Source organism: Ruegeria denitrificans (assembly GCF_001458295.1).
GTDB lineage: Bacteria > Pseudomonadota > Alphaproteobacteria > Rhodobacterales > Rhodobacteraceae > Ruegeria > Ruegeria denitrificans.
On sequence record NZ_CYUD01000027.1, the window covers coordinates 1 to 17,797 of the forward strand.

Sequence of the window (17,797 nt, forward strand, 5' to 3'; positions counted from 1 at the left end):
CGGCTTCTTGTTCGCCTCACGGGCGATTTCAATGTCGGATTTGTAGCTCATTGGGTGCTGGGCTCCGTGCAAAGTAAGTTTGACGAACTCAAACCCGTCCGCATCTGCGACCGGGGGAGGAATCGGATACTTTCTTTACGGTAAATAAATATTCCCTTGGGTCAACCTCAGAAATGCGAGGACATGATTGAAAGGGCATTTGATACGCGATAGCGCCACGGATCACGCATAGCGTTTACGCACCGCGCTAAGCCCCAACAACCAATCCTCTACGATGCGTAATTCCGGGAATACTTTTTGCGTTGGGTTTTTAAGAAGATAGTACCCAGACTGTGTTCGCACCGATACGTCCTGAATCGGTCTGACCAACGCGCCCCTTTCAAGCAGTGGGTCGACAAGATGGGCCCAACCTAATACGACACCCAATCCGTCGACTGCTGCTTGTATAGAGAGAGGATAGGTGTTGAAGGCCACAGCGCGTTCCATCAATGAGGTAGAAACATCATTGCCGTTAAGCCACGTGTGCCATGTCATCCATTCCGCGTGACTACTGGTCACCTCAATCAGATCCAACTCCGGCAAAGCAGTTAAACTTGTCACCGTCGGATTATTCTTGAGATACTCTGGGCTGCAAACCGGGAAAACAGTTTCCCCAAATAATAGCTGAGCATCATATCCGGGCCAGTCCCCGTCTCCACGCAAAATCGTTAAATCCATCGAATCTGACAGGCACTCTGCATCACTGTCGGAAGACACCAACGAAATACGGATGCGTCCATTGGATTTGTTGAATTTTCTTAGCTGGGGCATCAACCAGAGTGACGCAACCGAATTGGTCGCAGAGATCGAGACTGTATTGGCTTGATGTTTGGCCAGCATGTCTCGGCTTACATCCCGCATCAGGTCCAGCGACTTTTCCACGGTTGCCAACAAAATGGCACCTTGCTGCGTCAGAGAGACCGACCGATGACCTCTGACAAACAGCGGAACATCATAATGCTGCTCCAACAGTCGCACCTTGCGGCTGATTGCCGTTTCCGAAATGTTGAGCACCTTGCTGGCCTTTGCAAAGCTCTGCGCTTTCGCAGCCGCTTCAAATGCCAAAAGGTAATCGAGCGGTGGAAGGACCTTGCCGGTAATTGGTGCTTTCTTTGGCATCTGAAGGCGGTTTCCCAATCTGAAGATGATCGCAATCAAAAACATTTGCCCGTTTCGACTGGAAACCGATCAGGCAACTTACTGTTAAGATAGTGAAAAGTCAAATTTGCCTCAAGAATTTATAGGCAATGCCTCTCAAATTTCTGTTCTGCGTCTCGCAAAAATTTAGGCAGAATGAGAAAATTCGGGGCCGGAAGAGTCCGCAGATACAAAATATTCGTCACTCAGGGAGCAAACATGAAACTCACAAATCTATTTTCTGCTGCAACCTTGGCAGCCGTAGCGGGCACCGGAGCGATTGCCGAAGACAGCAGCGATCCGATCGTCATACCAATTCACAACTGGTCCAGTCAGATCGTGATGTCTTACGTTACAGGTCAACTACTCGAAGAGATCGGTGACAACGTCGAATACGTCACAACAGACAGTCAGGCGGTCTACGAGTCGGTGCGCTTGGGCGATGTCACACTTGAGATGGAAGTCTGGGAAGGTGCATTCGGCGCATCCTTCCGCACCGCGCTGGAAAAGGGTGGTCTGCATGATGCAGGTGATCATGATGCAGTCACGCGCGAGGATTGGTGGTATCCGATGTGGACTAAGGAATCCTGCCCCGGCCTGCCCGATTGGCAAGCGTTAAACGACTGCGCGCATCTTTTCGCAACAGCGGAAACCGGGGACAAAGGTCGGTATCTGGATGGACCCGTCGACTGGTTGAAGCATGGTAAGGAACGTGCCGAAGCGCTTGATTTGAATTTCACGGTCATTAATGCGGGTTCGGCTGCAGCCCTTTGGGCCGAGATCGGAGCCGCAGAGGCAGATAAGAAACCTGTTCTGGTCTTCAACTGGACACCCAACTTTGCCGAAGCAGTCTGGCCTGGTGAGTTTGTCGAATTTCCGGCCTGGGAAGATGGTTGCGACAAAGATCCATCCAAAGGTCCGAATCCGGACGCCTTGTATGATTGCGGCAACCCAGCCACCGGTTATCTGAAAAAAGCCGCGTGGGATGGCATGAAAGACAAGTGGCCGGCTGCCTACTGCGTATTGACTGAAATTTCGTTCACCAACCCGCAAATCGCGGAAATGGCAAAGCTGGTCGATACAGACGAGCTGGAACCGGAAGAGGCAGCAGCCGAATGGCTGGATGCCAACCGCGCTGTTGTTGACCCCTGGATTAGCGCCTGCAGCTGATAATCCGGTTATTCGCAACGAAACTGGCGCGGCCTTGCAGATCTCGGAGAAGCAAGGCCGTGCCTAACAAGAAAGAAGGCAGCCATGTCCGCCACAGCGCCCGTCATCTCAGCCAAAAACGTCTGGAAACTGTTTGGAGCCTCTCCTGAGGCCTATCTGAAATCTATGCCCGCGGGCCGCAGCTTCGATGAGATACGTACGGACGGTTACATAGCCGGGGTCAAAGACGTCTCGATTGAAGTTGACCGGGGTGAAATGCTGGTCATCATGGGGCTGTCCGGGTCAGGCAAGTCTACTCTGGTACGGTGCTTTTCTCGCCTTCATGACATAACCGGCGGCACGATAGAGGTTGATGGTCAGAACATCATGAGCCTGAGCGAACGCGACCTGATCGAGTTGCGGCGCAACAAGATGGGCATGGTGTTTCAGTCCTTCGGTCTGCTGCCGCATCGTACGGTTCTGGATAACGTGGCCTTCCCGCTGGAAATGCGCGGCCAGGATCGCCATGACCGACGCGAGCGGGCGTTGGAAGTAATCAAGCTGGTCGGCCTTGAGGGTCGTGAAGAATATTTCCCGCGCGAGCTCAGCGGCGGGCAACAGCAACGCGTCGGCATCGCCCGGTCTCTGGCGATTGAGCCGGATATTTGGTTTCTGGATGAACCGTTCTCCGCTCTTGACCCTTTGATCCGGCGTGAAATGCAGGATGAATTCCTGCGGCTACAAGAGATGCTGGGCAAAACCATTGTCTTTATTACCCATGATTTTGACGAAGCGCTGCGTTTGGCAGACCGGATCGCGATCATGCGCAACGGCGCGGTTGAACAGTGTGACACGCCCGATCAGATCGTCATGAACCCCTCCACAGAATATGTGGCGAAATTTACCGAGGACATCGACAAAGCCCGCGTAGTTCATGCGAAAGGATTGGCGAAACCGGTCAACGGACACGCTTTGGAAGGCGCGCCAATCAATGGTGGCGCAACGATCCACGAACTTGCGCGGGTTCTGGTCAATGACAACCGCATCCTTTTGCCGGTTGCAGATGACAAGGGCGTTGTCACCGGAGTCCTGGAACGCGACACGGCACTGAATGTCCTGCTCGGAGCCGAATAATGGTGACGCTGTCCACTGATCTGACGGAGACATCGGACAAGCCGTGGGGACGTTCCCGAGTACTTACCGCGCTACTAGCAGTGGCTTTCGCACTGATCCTTGCCAAAGCCGTCGGTATTCTGCCTGAATGGCTGAACCGCATCCCCGAGGCGGCGATCCCACCCACCGCACAGGTTCTGGATGCGATTTTCAGCTTCATCCAGAATGACCTGGGACTGATATACGTCACTCGCTTCATCGCGGAAGGTCCTCTTGAGTTCCTGCTGGATACATCAGCCAACCTTTTGGAAGGCAAGCGTCGCTGGCCCTATCTGGGACCGATCCCATGGTCTGCGATTGCCGCCGTTGCCGCGGTTGTGGGCTATGCTGTCGGTGGATGGAAGTTGGCCGCTTTGGGCGCGGGCACCTTTATCTGGACCGCAGCAATCGGCCAGTGGAAGATCGCCATGCAAACAATGTCGGTGATCGTGGTTGCAGCACCCCTGGCGTTCCTGCTGGGGTTGGCTTTGGGTATTGCCGCATGGAAATATGGTTGGTTCGAGCGGATGCTGAAGCCCATCCTGTCCATATTGCAGACCCTGCCCTTCTTTACCTACCTGCTGCCTGCGGTGATTTTCTTTAAGGTCGGACCAACCGCCGGGGCGGTTGCAACGATTACGTTCGCGATCCCGCCGATGATCCTGATGACAACGCTGGGGCTCAAGAAGGTTAGCCCCGAAGTGATCGAAGCGGGTCAGATGTCCGGCTGTACTCGCTGGCAGATGCTACGCCATGTATACATTCCGGCAGCGCGCACCGAAATTCTGGTTGGTGTCAATCAGGTGATCATGCTGTGTCTGGCAATGGTCGTTCTGACCGCCTTTATCGGCATGCCGGGTCTTGGCGCAAAACTGTTGGCGATGATGGGAAGTTTCAAGCTCGGACGATCCTTCGAGATTGGCATCACTATCGTCCTTTTGGCCGTGACTTTGGACCGGATGTCCAAGGCCTGGGTGGTCAAGCAACCAGTTCACTTTGAACGCAACACTCCCTGGTGGAAGCGGCATCAGATCTCGCTGGTAGCACTGGGTCTGTTTATCGGGTTTATCCTGCTGTCGCAGCTGTTCCCAATCCTGGCCGAAGTTGGCCGCAAACAACACCTGAGCCAAGGCAAAGAAATTGATGTGGTGATTAAGTCGTTCCTGGCGATCGAGGCTATTAAGGGAACTACTGAATGGTTGCGTTGGTTTCTGAATGTCAAAGTTCTGATCCCGTTCCGGGATACGTTGCTGGCGATCCCGACCCCCGCCTTCATCCTAATAGTCGTTGCCTTTGCATATTGGGTCGGCGGACGCCGTCCGGGTATCTATGCTGCGGTTTTCTTTACCATTGTCGCATTCTCGGGTTGGTGGGATCGATCTGTGATCACTCTATACACAGTTATTTCGGCTGTTGCTCTGGCCACCTTGATTGGCATACCGCTCGGCGTAATCGCAGCCCGATCAGAACGTTGGTCAAAAAGCATCCTTCTGGCCTGCGACACAGCACAAACCTTCCCCAGCTTCATCTATCTGATCCCGGCAATCATGCTGTTCGGCGTTAATGACGTAGCTGTTGTGTTCTCTATCCTGATCTTCGCCGCGGTACCATTGATCCGGTACACCATTATTGGCCTCAGCAGCGTGCCCCCAGAAATGACCGAAGCGGCGGACATGTCTGGGTCAACGCGGCGGCAAAAGCTGATGTCAGTTCAATTCCCGCTGGCGCTACCGACAATGGCAGTTGGGTTCAATCAGGCCATCATGTTTGCCTTTTTCATGGTCATCATCGCGGCCTTCATTGGCACTCAGGATCTGGGACAGGAACTGCAGCGTACGCTGGCTGGCACCGAGTTGGGCAAGAACTTTGTCCTCGGCCTGAACGTGTCGCTGATGGCTCTGACCTTTGACATGGCCATCAGCAGCTGGACGGAACAGCGTAAAAAGCGACTGGGGCTCGATTAAGATGGCACAACTGCAAAACATGCGTACCGTCACCCGTTTCGACGATACCGGCTTTGTCAGAATGCATATGAAAGACCTGCCCGACGAACAGGTCTGGTGGAAGAATGTCAGCTTTGACGAAGATACCGGGCAAGGCAGCTATCTGATGAAGATGGCGCCAGGCACACGCTCTAATCCGCATATTCATCACGGTCGGGAAGAGTTCTTTGTCCTCGAAGGCGATCTGACAGATCACGATGGATTCAGCTATCGCAGTGGTGACTTTGTCAGTTTAGCCGCCGGATCCAGCCATTTCTCACGCACCGAGGCGGGATGCCTATTGGTGGTAATCCACCGCGGTGCAACGGAATCCATTCAGGAAGGTGCACTATGAATGTGAAACCGATTTTCGAAGTGCCATATGAACGCAGCGGGGTTCTGGCCCCCGGCCTTCCGATCCTGCCCCATGGAACGGAGCGTCATCCCGTCCCTGGCGCAGGATCGCGCGCGGTTCCGGTGTCCAAAGGCGACACGATCACATTGCTGGATCGCGATGGGATGCAACCCGCCGAGATGGTGTTCTTTGCCCCTGATCGAAGCTCGGACGCTGCCATGCTTGGCACGCAGGGGCACGGGCGACCAGAGGGGCTGATTGCAACTCTGGCGAATGGCTCGGCTTCGGGTAAGAAAGTGCTGCGCGCCTTAGAGGTTGCAGGTTTCGACATCGGACGTGGGGATGCGATCAGGGCTTTCTCGGATGGATCACGCCCCGGCGACATGGTGCACTTCGTGGCCGAATGCGACGGTCTACTGATCGTCTCTGCTCCCGGCGAAGCGATGCGGCCGGAAGACAACAACCCGCCGACCGACATTATCCTGTACATTCAGCGTGCCGCTCCCGGCTTGGAAAAACCCGACGTGGGCCCACCCGATCCGCTGGCCGACCCACTTGGGGATATCAACATTCAGCCTGGCAATGCCAAATCTTATGAGGTCAAAGCCGGAGAGTTCATCCAGATCGTGGATATCAGGGGCCGCGAATGCTCAGACTTTCAAGCGTTCAGCCGACGTGCATTGGATCAGGGGATCGAGCGTGAGATTGATCCCACCACCACCCGCAGCCTGATGGGCAGCTTGTATCCGCAACCGGGTATATTCTCGAAATACTGGTCGGTGGATCAAGAACCTCTGGTCGAAATCGTGCAGGATACATGCGGCCGCCACGATACGTTCGGGCTGGCCTGCACAGCACGGTATTATGAAGACTTGGGCTATCCTGGCCACGTCAATTGCTCGGACAATATCAACAAGGATCTGAGCCAATATGGCATCCGCCCCCGCGCAGGATGGCCCGCGATCAACTTCTTTTTCAACACGATGTTGGACGATGACAATGCTATCGGCATGGACGATCCGTGGTCGCGGCCCGGAGATTTCGTGCTGCTGCGCGCACTGACGGATCTTGTCTGCGTCAGTACCGGCTGCCCCTGCGACATTGACCCGGCCAATGGCTGGAATCCAACCGACATTCAGGTGCGAACTTACAAAGCGACCGAGGATTTTAAACGGTCCTATGGCTACAGAAAATCTGCGGAGGCGGATGTGGAAGAAACCAAGAAAACAGCATTTCACGACTGCTTTGCGCGTCATACCCGTGATTTCGTCGAATATAACGGATATTGGCTGCCCAATACGATGACCAATCACGGCACTATTGCTGAATACTGGGCCTGTCGGGACCAAGTCGCTGTGATGGACCTGAGCCCGCTGCGCAAGTACGAAGTCGTTGGTCCAGACGCCGAAGAACTGATGCAGCTTTGCGTAACCCGCAACATGAAAAAGCTAAGCGTTGGTCAGGTAGTCTACACGGCCATGTGCTATGAACACGGTGGCATGATCGACGATGGCACCGTCTATCGCCTGGGGGAAACCAATTTCCGATGGATTGGTGGCAACGACACCAGCGGTTTGTGGCTGCAGGAACAAGCGCGCAAGCGCAACATGAATGTCTGGGTGCGTAACTCTACAGATCAGTTGCACAACGTCGCGGTACAGGGGCGGCACAGCCGCGACATCCTCTCGCAGATATTCTGGACGCCACCCCAGCAGCCAACCATTGAGGAATTGCCTTGGTTCCGGCTTACAGTGGCCCGGGTTGGGGATGTGCGCGGGACATCCGTCGTAATTTCTCGGACCGGGTACTCCGGCGAGTTGGGGTATGAGATCTTCTGCCATCCCAAGGACGCTGTCGAGATCTTCGACCGCGTCTGGGAAGTCGGTCAGGACTATGGAATTACCCCGCTTGGCCTTGCGGCACTCGACATGTTGCGGATCGAAGGTGGCTTGATCTTTGCCGGGTCCGAATTTGACGACCAGACTGATCCGTTCGAGGCCGGGGTCGGCTTTACCGTCCCATTGAAATCTAAAACCGATGACTTCATCGGGCGCAGCGCAATTGAGGAACGCAAGGCTCACCCTCACCGCAAACTGGTCGGGTTTGATATAGAAGGTGGAACAGTCCCTTCTCCGGGTGATTGTGTACGTATCGGAAAAGCACAGGTCGGCGAAATCACCAGCGCGATGAAATCACCCATCTTAGGCAAGGTCATCGCCCTCGGGCGGATTGCATCAACCCATGCGCTGGAGGGGCACGACATTGAGATCGGCCAACTGGATGGGCAGCAAAAGCGCCTGAAAGCAAAAATTGTTCCGTTCCCGCATTTTGATCCAGCAAAAGAGCGCGTGAAAGGTGTTTACCTAAAAAACGATTTCCCGGATGCGGCTGAATGATAAATTGACAACCAAGCAAACGGCCAAATCTGCGGTCGATTGTTTATTGGGATTTGTCTTGGCAACTTCGCCAGAAGTCGGCTTCGCGGGAGCATGTGACCGGGTCACCGCACTAGAAAACTACAACACCACCGGTTTCTCGCCGAAAGGAGCGATGTGCGAACCTTATGTCGGCCTGGCCAATGTCCAAGGCATTTCTTGCCGATGGGAATTTCCATTCCGAGACGCCGAAGCCAGTCGCGCATTCAACGACCTATGGACTGAAGTAACACGTTGCAAAGACGGAGCTCAGAAACAACTCGGTAGTTCCGTTAACCACCCTGACAGCTACGTACAGAGGGAACTTATCACCTCGGACGGTCTTTATCGCGTCACTCAAAAAGACAAGGGCCAAATCAAACGCACATTGGTGTTCCTGAGTTTCGAGCGTGGCAATTCATAGCCTCTTCACATTGACCGGGCATCAATAGTTGGTTGTGTTGTAGACTTTTTTGTTTTGGATCGACGAGTGAGCGAGACACGAGATCAGTTCTAAGCAAATTTCTCCGCAACAGGTTTCAACAAGATCCAATTGAATGGCTACCATTTTTGAAAAGATGCCAACTTTCATTCTGTTTACTTCTATCTGCAATACACTGTGCCCTATCTTGACCTGTAAGAGATCTTAGCCGTTCAGGGTGTTGGGATTAACCGAGCGCCCCTTTACAGATGGATAATGACTACTTGCAGACGATCACGGTTGTGTCGCAAATAATTAGAGCGCCCAGAGCTAGCGCTATGATAGATTCTGCTACCCTGCGATTTCAGCGAACATCCGAAAGCCGGAGGTCGTATCGCTAGTGAATTGTTTCTTCCGGACCATGTTGGCTACCTCTATTCCATCCAGTGTGGCTCGAGCCGATCTGAAAGACTTGAAGCCACACATGTGCCGCACGCGTCGTTTGATGAATCTGTGATCCAGCTCGATCAGGTTGTTCAAACACTTGGACCAGACTGTTTGGATTTTGGCTGAGCAGTCGAACCGCTTCAGCATCCTGTTCACTTCTCGAATGCCAGCTGCATTTGCGCCACTCTTGTCTATGACGATTTTATTTGGGATCCCGTTTGACGACAGTGCTTTGGCAAAGAACTTGGTGGCTGCTGGACGATTTTGTCGCTCAGACAGCATGAAATCAAGAGTGTTTCCCGCTTTGTCGGCCGCTCGATAGAGATACATCCACTTACCGCGCACACGAATATAGGTTTCGTCCATGCGCCATGAACTCTGAGTTGGACGCTTCTTTGATTGCGCATTGGCGACGACGATCGGCGAGTATTTCACAACCCACCTATTCAATGTGGCGTGATCAACTCGCACACCGCGCTCTGCCATGATCTCTTCCAAGTCACGATAAGAAACCGTGTACCACAGGTAGAAGTATACAGCGTACAAAACCGCATCTTTGGGAAAATGACAGCCTTTCAAGGAAATCATGCTGAAACCTGTTGGCGAACAATACGCGGACAACAAACGTCGAAATCTACAGGCTCGTCAATCCGGACCCAAAGTTTGCGACACATCCAGATATATTCCTAAAATCACATGCCCAGGGTAATTCATTCAGAATAAAACAACGTGTTGCTGGTATCAGCGGATCCGGCAGACAATTTAACAAAATTTACGTTACCAGCCAGTATTGCGCGATTGCTAGTAGATGCTCGACCATAGGCACAAATCGGTTAATCTGAGGCTTCGCCAGAAGAATAGTAGAATGCAATCGCTTGCGTTCTGTTTTTAACCGAGAGCTTTTCATAGATGTTGCTCAAGTGAAATTTGACGGTATTTGTCGAGATTTGCAGGTCCTTCGAAAGTTCGCGGTTGGATAGACCCTTGGCCAGCGCTTCAAGGATGACGCGCTCTTTACGAGACAGGCTGTGAATCGGATCCTGCTGCATTTTCCGAACATCGATGAACGGAAAAACCATCTTGCCTCGGGCAACGTCTGAGCAGGTTTCCAGCAAAACATCGACCTCACCTGACCGGGACGCGAACCCCGCCGCTCCTGCCTGCATAGCAAGGCGCGGAACGTCTCCGTCATCGTCTCCATAAACGACGAAACGGGGCGCGCTTTCCTGTTCACGCAGGACCTCGATCAATTTGGCGGCTCCCAAGACAGGCAAATTCCAGGCGATTACGCAGACCTTAACCGGAACCCTCATAACCGCGCCCAAGAACCCTTCGGCGGTCGCCGACGTCGCTACCAGAGAGAATCGTGGATCGCGCTCGAAAATCTCGGACATGGCCGACAACACCAGTGGATTGTTGTCGGCAAGCATTACGTTGATTGGTTGCTGTGAAGGCTCTGTCATTGATTTTACATCCAAAATCCCAAAAACCTATTCTAAAGTATAGGTATGAACTCGGTATACCTCGGTATTTCTACCAATACGGGTAGTATTTTTTTAATCCTATTAGATGTCCTAAAGCAGTAGTAAATTACGTTGCGCGATGATGCAAGCAACGCTTTCCTGATCCACAACGCGGTATTTGGGCGTGATTGACCACCCCGACGATCAAGGAGGATCGAATGACTTTCCAGATTTATCCCACACTCGAAATCCCCGAGACACTGGCTGCGGGGCCAGGGCCGGGCAATACCGACGCCCGAGTTCTCCAAGCCTTTTCCAATGCCGGGGTTGCGGATCACATGCAGGGCGACGTTTTGCGCGGGATGGTCGAATGCAAGCACATGCTGCGCGAGATCTGGGGCACTACGAACACATATACATTCGCGGTCGCGGGCACCGGTTGGAGCGCGCTGGATACCATGTTCTCGGCCGTCATGCCCGGCGACAAGGTTGTTGCATTTAATAACGGCACATTTTCAGGCATCGACACGCTGACCCTCCGCATCAAGGCGGCAACGCCGGAAGAGCATGCAGCCAATCCTCTGGACCCGCAGGCTGCAAGTGTCATCATCATAGACGTGCCGCATGGGCAGTCAGTGACTGGCGAAATGGTCGAGGCCGCACTTAGCGAGCACAAGCCCAAATGGGCGTTCATGGCGCATTGGGAAACGGGTTCAGGTCGCATCAATGATTTGCGCGGCTTCTCGGATGCCTGTGAACGTCACGGCGCAATGGGTCTGATTGATGCGGTTTCGTCTTTGGGTGTCGAAGACTTCCGGATCGACGACTATCCGGGCATCGCTGGCTGGGCCTCTTGCCCGCAAAAGGGCCTGTGCTGTTTGCCATTGACTTACGCCCCGGTCAGCTTTTCCAAAGGTTACATCGATAGCCTAAAATCAACGGGCGCCTACAGTTATGTCCACAATCCCATTTTTGAGGCCCGTCATTGGGGTATCGTCGATGGACAGGATGTTGAGCGCGGTACGTATCACAGGACTCATTCCGGGTACGCCGTTGCTGCCTTCCATGAATCCTTGCGCCTAACGCTAACGGAAGGGTTGGCCAAGCGGTCAGCCTCGTACCGCACCCATGAAAAGGTGCTGCGTGACGCAGTATCCGCAATGGGATGCGAAGTAACTTCGGATATGCCCAGTCTTCTTGTCCTCAACCTGCCGCCTGAACTGGCCGGTCGCGAGATGGAACTGGTGCAGAATTGCCGGGCGCGCGGGTTCGGAATCTGGCCGACGCTGAGCACACCGGTACAAGTCCGGATCGGTATCCTCAATCAACTGAATCGCCAGGCGATCAGCCAGATCATTCGCCTGTTTGCTGAAGCCATGTGCGAACTGGGTGGCACCGTCGATTTCGAAGAGATCGAGGCATTGCTCGAAAGCCGTTACGGCACGTCGATCGCTGCTTGAACGCACTGCATAAACGGGAGGAATGCAGATGGATATTCATGAGTATCAGGCGAAAGAGGTTCTTTCGAATTTCGGTGTCGCCACACCATCCGGTGCGTTGGCCTACAGCCCCGAACAGGCCGCCTATCGCGCACGTGAACTGGGTGGGGACAAGTGGATTGTCAAAGCGCAGGTCCACGCGGGTGGACGCGGTAAAGCGGGTGGCGTCAAACTGTGTAACAGTGAAAACGAGATCCACGAGGCTTGTGACGAGATGTTCGGCCGCAAGCTGGTGACCCATCAAACCGGACCGGAAGGCAAAGGCATCTATCGTGTCTATGTCGAATCCGCCGTCCCGATCGATCGCGAGATTTATCTGGGTTTTGTTCTGGACCGCTCCAGCCAGCGGGTTATGATCGTAGCCTCCTCGGAAGGTGGAATGGAGATTGAAGAGATTTCCGCCGAACGCCCTGACAGCATCGTGCGTTCGATCGTCGAACCCGCCGTTGGGTTGCAGGAGTTTCAGGCCCGCGAGGTGGCTTTCAATCTGGGCCTTGAGGCTCGTCTAGTTCAGCAAATGGTACGGACGTTGCAGGGTTGCTATGCCGCCTTTAGCGATCTGGACGCCACGATGGTTGAAATCAATCCTCTGGTTATCACTGGCGACGACCGGGTGCTGGCACTGGATGCGAAAATGAGTTTTGACGACAACGCATTGTTCCGTCATCCCCAGATTTCCGAACTGCGCGACAAAAGCCAGGAAGACCCGCGCGAAAGCCGCGCGGCGGACCGAGGTCTGTCTTATGTCGGCTTGGACGGAAACATCGGCTGCATCGTCAACGGTGCCGGGCTGGCTATGGCCACGATGGACACCATCAAATTGGCTGGCGGCGAGCCTGCGAACTTCCTCGACATAGGCGGTGGTGCCTCGCCGGAACGTGTAGCCAAGGCCTTTCGACTGGTTCTGTCCGACAAAAACGTTCAGGCGGTTTTGGTCAATATCTTTGCCGGCATTAACCGCTGCGACTGGGTTGCAGAAGGCGTCGTGCAGGCATTGCGTGAATTGGAAATCGACATCCCCGTTATCGTGCGTCTTGCCGGGACGAATGTCGAAGAAGGTCAGAAGATTCTGGCCCAGTCCGGCCTGCCTATCATCCGTGCCACGACTCTAATGGAAGCCGCTGAACGGGCGGTGGGCGCATGGCAGAACGATCTGTCCCAAAACACCAAGGTGAGGGCTGTATAATGAGCATTCTTCTCGACCGCGACACCCGCGTCATCGTACAAGGCATCACTGGACGCATGGCGCGTTTTCATACCAAAGACATGCTGGCGTACGGCACCAATGTAGTCGGTGGTGTCGTTCCCGGCAAAGGTGGCGAAACCGTAGAAGGTGTGCCCGTTTTTGACACCGTGAAACAGGCTGTCGAGGCCACCGGCGCAGATGCAAGCCTTGTGTTCGTGCCCCCGCCCTTTGCTGCCGATTCAATCATGGAGGCCGCAGATGCAGGTATCCGCTATTGCGTGTGTATCACTGATGGCATCCCGGCGCAGGACATGATCCGCGTAAAGCGTTACATGTATCGCTATCCCAAGGACAAACGCATGGTGTTAACCGGCCCGAACTGTGCCGGAACGATCAGCCCCGGCAAGGCGCTGTTGGGTATCATGCCAGGTCACATTTACCTGCCTGGCAATGTCGGCATCATTGGCCGTTCGGGCACGCTGGGCTATGAGGCGGCAGCGCAGCTGAAAGAGCGCGGCATCGGTGTATCGACCAGCGTCGGCATCGGCGGAGACCCGATAAACGGTTCCTCGTTCCGAGACATTCTCGAGCGTTTTGAATGGGATGAGGACACTGAGGTTATCGCGATGATCGGCGAGATCGGCGGACCACAAGAAGCTGAAGCGGCAGAATACATCCGTGATCACATTTCAAAACCCGTCATTGCCTACGTTGCCGGACTGACCGCGCCAAAGGGCCGGACCATGGGCCATGCTGGTGCGATTATCTCGGCCTTTGGTGAAAGCGCCTCGGAAAAAGTCGAAATTTTATCCGCCGCCGGAGTGACAGTTGCTGAAAACCCTGCCGTAATCGGTGAAACCATTGCGCGCGTTATGGGAAAGGCTGCGTGATGGTTAAGCCTTCGGTTCTTGTCACTCGTCGTTGGCCTGCTGCGGTCGAAGCGCAGTTGGTCGAGAACTATAACGCGGTACTCAATACTAGGGACAAACCAATGTCCCCGACCGAAATCCGCGATGCGCTGAAACACTATGACGCGGTTCTGCCCACCGTCACTGATACGCTCAGTGCCGAAGCGCTGGACGTGCCAGCGGCACAGACCAAAATCCTCGCTAATTATGGGGTTGGATACAGCCATATCTGCGAACCCTCAGCACGCGAACTTGGGATGACCGTGACCAACACTCCGGATGTCCTTTCCGAGTGTACGGCCGATCTGGCCATGACGTTGCTACTGATGGTTGCCCGCCGCGCTGGTGAAGGAGAACGGGAGCTGCGCGCAGGACATTGGACCGGATGGCGTCCGACCCATCTTATCGGAACCAAAGTTAGCGGCAAGACGCTGGGTATCATCGGCTTTGGCCGGATCGGTCAGGCAATGGCACGGCGCGCGCATCACGGTTTTGGCATGAAAATCGTGGTTCAAAACCGTAGCCGTGTTTCACCGGATGTTCTGAAACTGTGCAACGCAACACAGGTTGAATCAGTGGACGATTTGCTTCCGCGCTGTGATTTTGTTTCGCTGCATTGCCCGGGCGGTGCAACCAACCGGCATCTGATCAACGCACGTCGTCTGGACTTGATGAAGCCTGATGCATTTCTGATCAACACCGCGCGTGGTGAGGTGGTCGACGAGTTTGCCCTGATCCAGGCACTGATGTTCGATGTGATCGGCGGAGCCGCACTGGATGTCTTTGACGGCGAACCGCGCATCAGCCCTGACCTGCTGCAATGCGACAAACTTGTGATGCTGCCACACCTCGGCAGTGCCACGCGCGAATCCCGCGAAGCGATGGGGTTTCGCGTTCTCGACAACCTGAGTGATTTTTTTGCTGGCCGCACCCCGCGGGATCAGGTGATCTGATGCAAGCTCTGGCCCAAAGTATTCAGTCCCCCCTGAACCGGTCAACGTATGCCGAAGAATTGCGCACGGAATTGCGAGCGTTGTGGCGGAACATATTGATGAAACGGGCGCCGCATGTAGCGACATGGGCCGAGTCTTCGCCGCTGCAGCCTATTCCCACCGGGCCCGAGGCGACTCCGTATTTGCAGGCCCTGTCGATCTGGTTCCAACTGTTGCGCATCATCGACGAAAACGCCGAAGTCAGAGATCGTCGCCTGACCGAGACCAATAGCGGCCCCGAAGCGGTCGAAGGCGGGTTTTCCGAGGTGTTGTCCGACCTGTCCTTAACGGACAGCCAAATGGAAAAACTGACCGCTGATCTTTGTACCGGCCCCACCCTGACCGCGCATCCAACCGAGGCCAAACGGGTCACTGTACTGGAAATCCACCGGCGGATTTATCGCAACCTTGTCGGTCTTGAAACGCAACGCTGGACCCCAACCGAGCGCGCCGAATTGCTGAAAGGCCTAGAAGGCGAAATTGATCTTCTGTGGCTGACCGGTGAACTTCGCCTGACGCGCCCAAGCCTGCACGATGAGATCGAATGGGGTTTGCAATTCTTCCGGGACGCAATCTTTGACGCTGTCCCGCAAGTCGTGGATCGGTTCGACCAAGCTTGCTTGCATTTGCTGGGAAAGACCTTGAGCGAAACACCCGATATTCGCTTTCACAGCTGGATCGGGGGGGACAGAGACGGCAATCCGAATGTCACGACAGAGATGACCGCGCTGGCCTTGCAACGTGGACGCGAAACGGTTCTGGACCTTTACGGTCAAGCCCTTGAACAAGCGGCAGGCAGGCTGAGTATCAGCGCACTCATATTGCCACTGCCCGAGCCGCACAGGGCACGTGTACAAGAAATTGTCGATCGGGCTCCGGACACTGGCCGCAATCAGAACGAACCGTTCCGGAAGGCTTTGGACGCTATTCGCCATCGGCTGACAAATGACGGCTATAGCCACATATCGCAATTCGCGAACGATCTTAACGCGCTTGATGCCGCTTTATGCGCGGTCAAAGCCGATATTCTGGCACAGCGGCATATCCGCCCGCTGCGCCGGGCAGCGGCAGTTTTTGGGTTCCGGACCACAACATTGGATATCCGCCAGAATTCGACTGTCACAACCGAGGTTCTGGCCGAAATTTGGTCGCAGTTTGGGCAAGCTCCGAAATATGGCACGCCAGAATGGTCCGCCCGATTGAGGGTCGAATTGGCGGATCAGAACTTGCCCTATCAAAATCGGGAAGCGCTAAGCGATCAGGCCCAAGAGCTCCTTGCCCTCCTGACACTTGTTTATAGCGTCCGATCGGGGCCGGACCCAAAGGCAATCGGACCATTCATCCTGTCAATGACCCGTTCCGCCGACGACATTCTCGGTGTCTATCTTCTGGCCCGGTACGCAGGATTCGGGTCCGAAACTCTGGATATTTCAGTGGTCCCACTTTTCGAAACGATTGCCGATCTGCGCAATGCCCCAGCAATTCTGCTGGAGGTTCTTGATGTTCCGCTTTCTCGCCGCAGCCTTAAGACCGAAGGTAACGTGATCGAGGTGATGCTGGGTTACTCCGATAGCGGCAAGGATGGCGGCTATTTCTGTTCAACTTGGGAATTGGAGCGCGCACAACGCAGGATTGTCACGGCACTGGCCTCGCAAGGTTTCAAGGCTACGTTTTTTCATGGGCGCGGCGGCTCCGTCAGCCGGGGCGGAGCACCTACCGGGCGCGCCATCGCCGCACAACCCAGCGGAACCATTGCCGGACGCTTGCGCGTTACTGAACAGGGCGAGGTTGTTTCGACCAAATATGCTAACCGCGGTACAGCTGCAGCGCATCTAGAATTACTGCTCTCAAGCACGCTTCGACATACTGCAAACCCCGGCGAAGCCCCATCGCGGCCCGAATTTGACGATGCGCTGGATGCGCTATCGGAACTGTCGCAAACAGCCTATGTATCGCTTCTGCAGATGCCGGGTTTTCTGGATTACTTCCAGCAGGCCAGCCCCGTCGAGGAACTTGCTCGCCTAAAAATCGGCTCCCGCCCGACCCGTCGGTTCGGCGCAGCCAGTCTCGATGATCTGCGGGCTATTCCATGGGTTTTTGCGTGGTCGCAGAACCGCCACCTGATTACTGGTTGGTACGGGTTTGGTGCAGCCATGGCCAGCTTTCGCAAGTTCCGAGGTTCGCGCGGTGACGAAGTTTTGCAAGAAATGTTTCAAAAATCTCGCCTGTTCCGCCTCGCTGTCGATGAGATGGAGAAATCGCTCTATCAGGCTGATATGGGCATCGCCACGCAATACGGCGAACTGGTGCGCGATGAGAGCACCCGCCATAACATCTCTCAGGCGATCAAATCGGAATTCGATAGCGCCTGCAGCGCTGTGCAATTTCTAACTGGCGGGCAGACCATCGGTCACCGTTTTCCCCGGCTGTGCGAACGGTTTGATCGCAAACGGGCGGAACTTGCCCGCATTCACGCGTTGCAGGTCGAACTGTTGCAACAAGCCCGAAACAAATCGCAATCAGGAACGGTTCCCGTACCCCTACTTCAATCTATGAACGCTATTTCCGCTGGCCTTGGCTGGACCGGCTAAACTATTTCAGGAGATTTGCCTCGTGAATGCCCCGCATCGTACAGACGATTTTTTCACCCAGT

General features: G+C 54.7%; 14 protein-coding genes. 11 read left to right on the forward strand and 3 right to left on the reverse strand.

Features of this window, described 5'->3' with window-relative positions; translation table 11 throughout:
• Window positions 1-222: 222 nt before the first annotated feature.
• The gene (locus RUE5091_RS22045; RefSeq protein WP_243470857.1) at window positions 223-1,203 is read right to left on the reverse strand and encodes a LysR substrate-binding domain-containing protein; all 981 of its coding nucleotides are present in this window, start codon (window positions 1,201-1,203) and stop codon (window positions 223-225) included.
• A gap of 192 nt (window positions 1,204-1,395) precedes the next feature.
• Here RUE5091_RS22045 and RUE5091_RS22050 point away from each other — a divergent pair, with 192 nt between their 5' ends.
• The 6 genes from RUE5091_RS22050 to RUE5091_RS22075 all read left to right on the forward strand — a co-directional run bounded on the left by RUE5091_RS22050 (window position 1,396) and on the right by RUE5091_RS22075 (window position 8,652).
• Window positions 1,396-2,346 (forward strand): ABC transporter substrate-binding protein, encoded by a 951-nt coding sequence (locus RUE5091_RS22050; RefSeq protein ID WP_058284106.1) that lies wholly within the window; start codon window positions 1,396-1,398, stop codon window positions 2,344-2,346.
• An 84-nt stretch (window positions 2,347-2,430) separates the two neighbouring features.
• On the forward strand, window positions 2,431-3,459 hold the full coding sequence (locus RUE5091_RS22055; protein WP_058284107.1) for a quaternary amine ABC transporter ATP-binding protein: 1,029 nt from the start codon (window positions 2,431-2,433) through the stop codon (window positions 3,457-3,459).
• Window positions 3,459-5,441, forward strand: coding sequence for an ABC transporter permease (locus RUE5091_RS22060; protein ID WP_058284108.1), 1,983 nt, complete (start codon window positions 3,459-3,461; stop codon window positions 5,439-5,441). Before RUE5091_RS22055 ends, RUE5091_RS22060 begins: the two co-directional genes overlap by 1 nt.
• 1 nt (window position 5,442) lies before the next feature.
• Complete coding sequence (locus tag RUE5091_RS22065; protein WP_058284109.1) at window positions 5,443-5,814, forward strand: cupin domain-containing protein; 372 nt, start codon at window positions 5,443-5,445, stop codon at window positions 5,812-5,814.
• Complete coding sequence (locus RUE5091_RS22070) at window positions 5,811-8,210, forward strand: trimethylamine N-oxide demethylase (RefSeq protein ID WP_058284110.1); 2,400 nt, start codon at window positions 5,811-5,813, stop codon at window positions 8,208-8,210. The genes RUE5091_RS22065 and RUE5091_RS22070 overlap by 4 nt, the downstream gene beginning before the upstream one ends.
• The gene (locus tag RUE5091_RS22075) at window positions 8,197-8,652 is read left to right on the forward strand and encodes a hypothetical protein (protein WP_058284111.1); all 456 of its coding nucleotides are present in this window, start codon (window positions 8,197-8,199) and stop codon (window positions 8,650-8,652) included. Before RUE5091_RS22070 ends, RUE5091_RS22075 begins: the two co-directional genes overlap by 14 nt.
• A gap of 348 nt (window positions 8,653-9,000) precedes the next feature.
• On the opposite strand, the gene RUE5091_RS22080 is transcribed toward RUE5091_RS22075, so the two are convergent.
• Window positions 9,001-9,684: an IS6 family transposase gene (locus tag RUE5091_RS22080; protein ID WP_058284112.1), complete on the reverse strand. Its 684-nt coding sequence runs from the start codon at window positions 9,682-9,684 to the stop codon at window positions 9,001-9,003.
• 245 nt (window positions 9,685-9,929) lie between these two features.
• Complete coding sequence (locus tag RUE5091_RS22085) at window positions 9,930-10,559, reverse strand: response regulator transcription factor (RefSeq protein ID WP_243470858.1); 630 nt, start codon at window positions 10,557-10,559, stop codon at window positions 9,930-9,932.
• A 218-nt stretch (window positions 10,560-10,777) separates the two neighbouring features.
• Here RUE5091_RS22085 and RUE5091_RS22090 point away from each other — a divergent pair, with 218 nt between their 5' ends.
• The 5 genes from RUE5091_RS22090 to RUE5091_RS22110 are packed head-to-tail and all read left to right on the forward strand — an operon-like array spanning window position 10,778 to window position 17,735.
• A complete protein-coding gene (locus tag RUE5091_RS22090; RefSeq protein ID WP_058284118.1) occupies window positions 10,778-12,019 on the forward strand; it encodes a pyridoxal-phosphate-dependent aminotransferase family protein in 1,242 nt (413 codons plus the stop codon).
• 28 nt (window positions 12,020-12,047) lie between these two features.
• Window positions 12,048-13,244, forward strand: a complete 1,197-nt coding sequence (locus RUE5091_RS22095) for a malate--CoA ligase subunit beta (protein ID WP_058284119.1) — start codon at window positions 12,048-12,050, stop codon at window positions 13,242-13,244.
• Window positions 13,244-14,134 carry a succinate--CoA ligase subunit alpha gene (sucD, locus tag RUE5091_RS22100; RefSeq protein ID WP_058284113.1) on the forward strand — a complete coding sequence of 297 codons (891 nt, stop codon included), beginning with the start codon at window positions 13,244-13,246 and terminating at the stop codon, window positions 14,132-14,134. Before RUE5091_RS22095 ends, sucD begins: the two co-directional genes overlap by 1 nt.
• Window positions 14,134-15,105, forward strand: a complete 972-nt coding sequence (locus tag RUE5091_RS22105; protein ID WP_058284114.1) for a 2-hydroxyacid dehydrogenase — start codon at window positions 14,134-14,136, stop codon at window positions 15,103-15,105. The genes sucD and RUE5091_RS22105 overlap by 1 nt, the downstream gene beginning before the upstream one ends.
• Complete coding sequence (locus RUE5091_RS22110; RefSeq protein ID WP_058284115.1) at window positions 15,105-17,735, forward strand: phosphoenolpyruvate carboxylase; 2,631 nt, start codon at window positions 15,105-15,107, stop codon at window positions 17,733-17,735. Before RUE5091_RS22105 ends, RUE5091_RS22110 begins: the two co-directional genes overlap by 1 nt.
• Window positions 17,736-17,797: the final 62 nt, after the last annotated feature.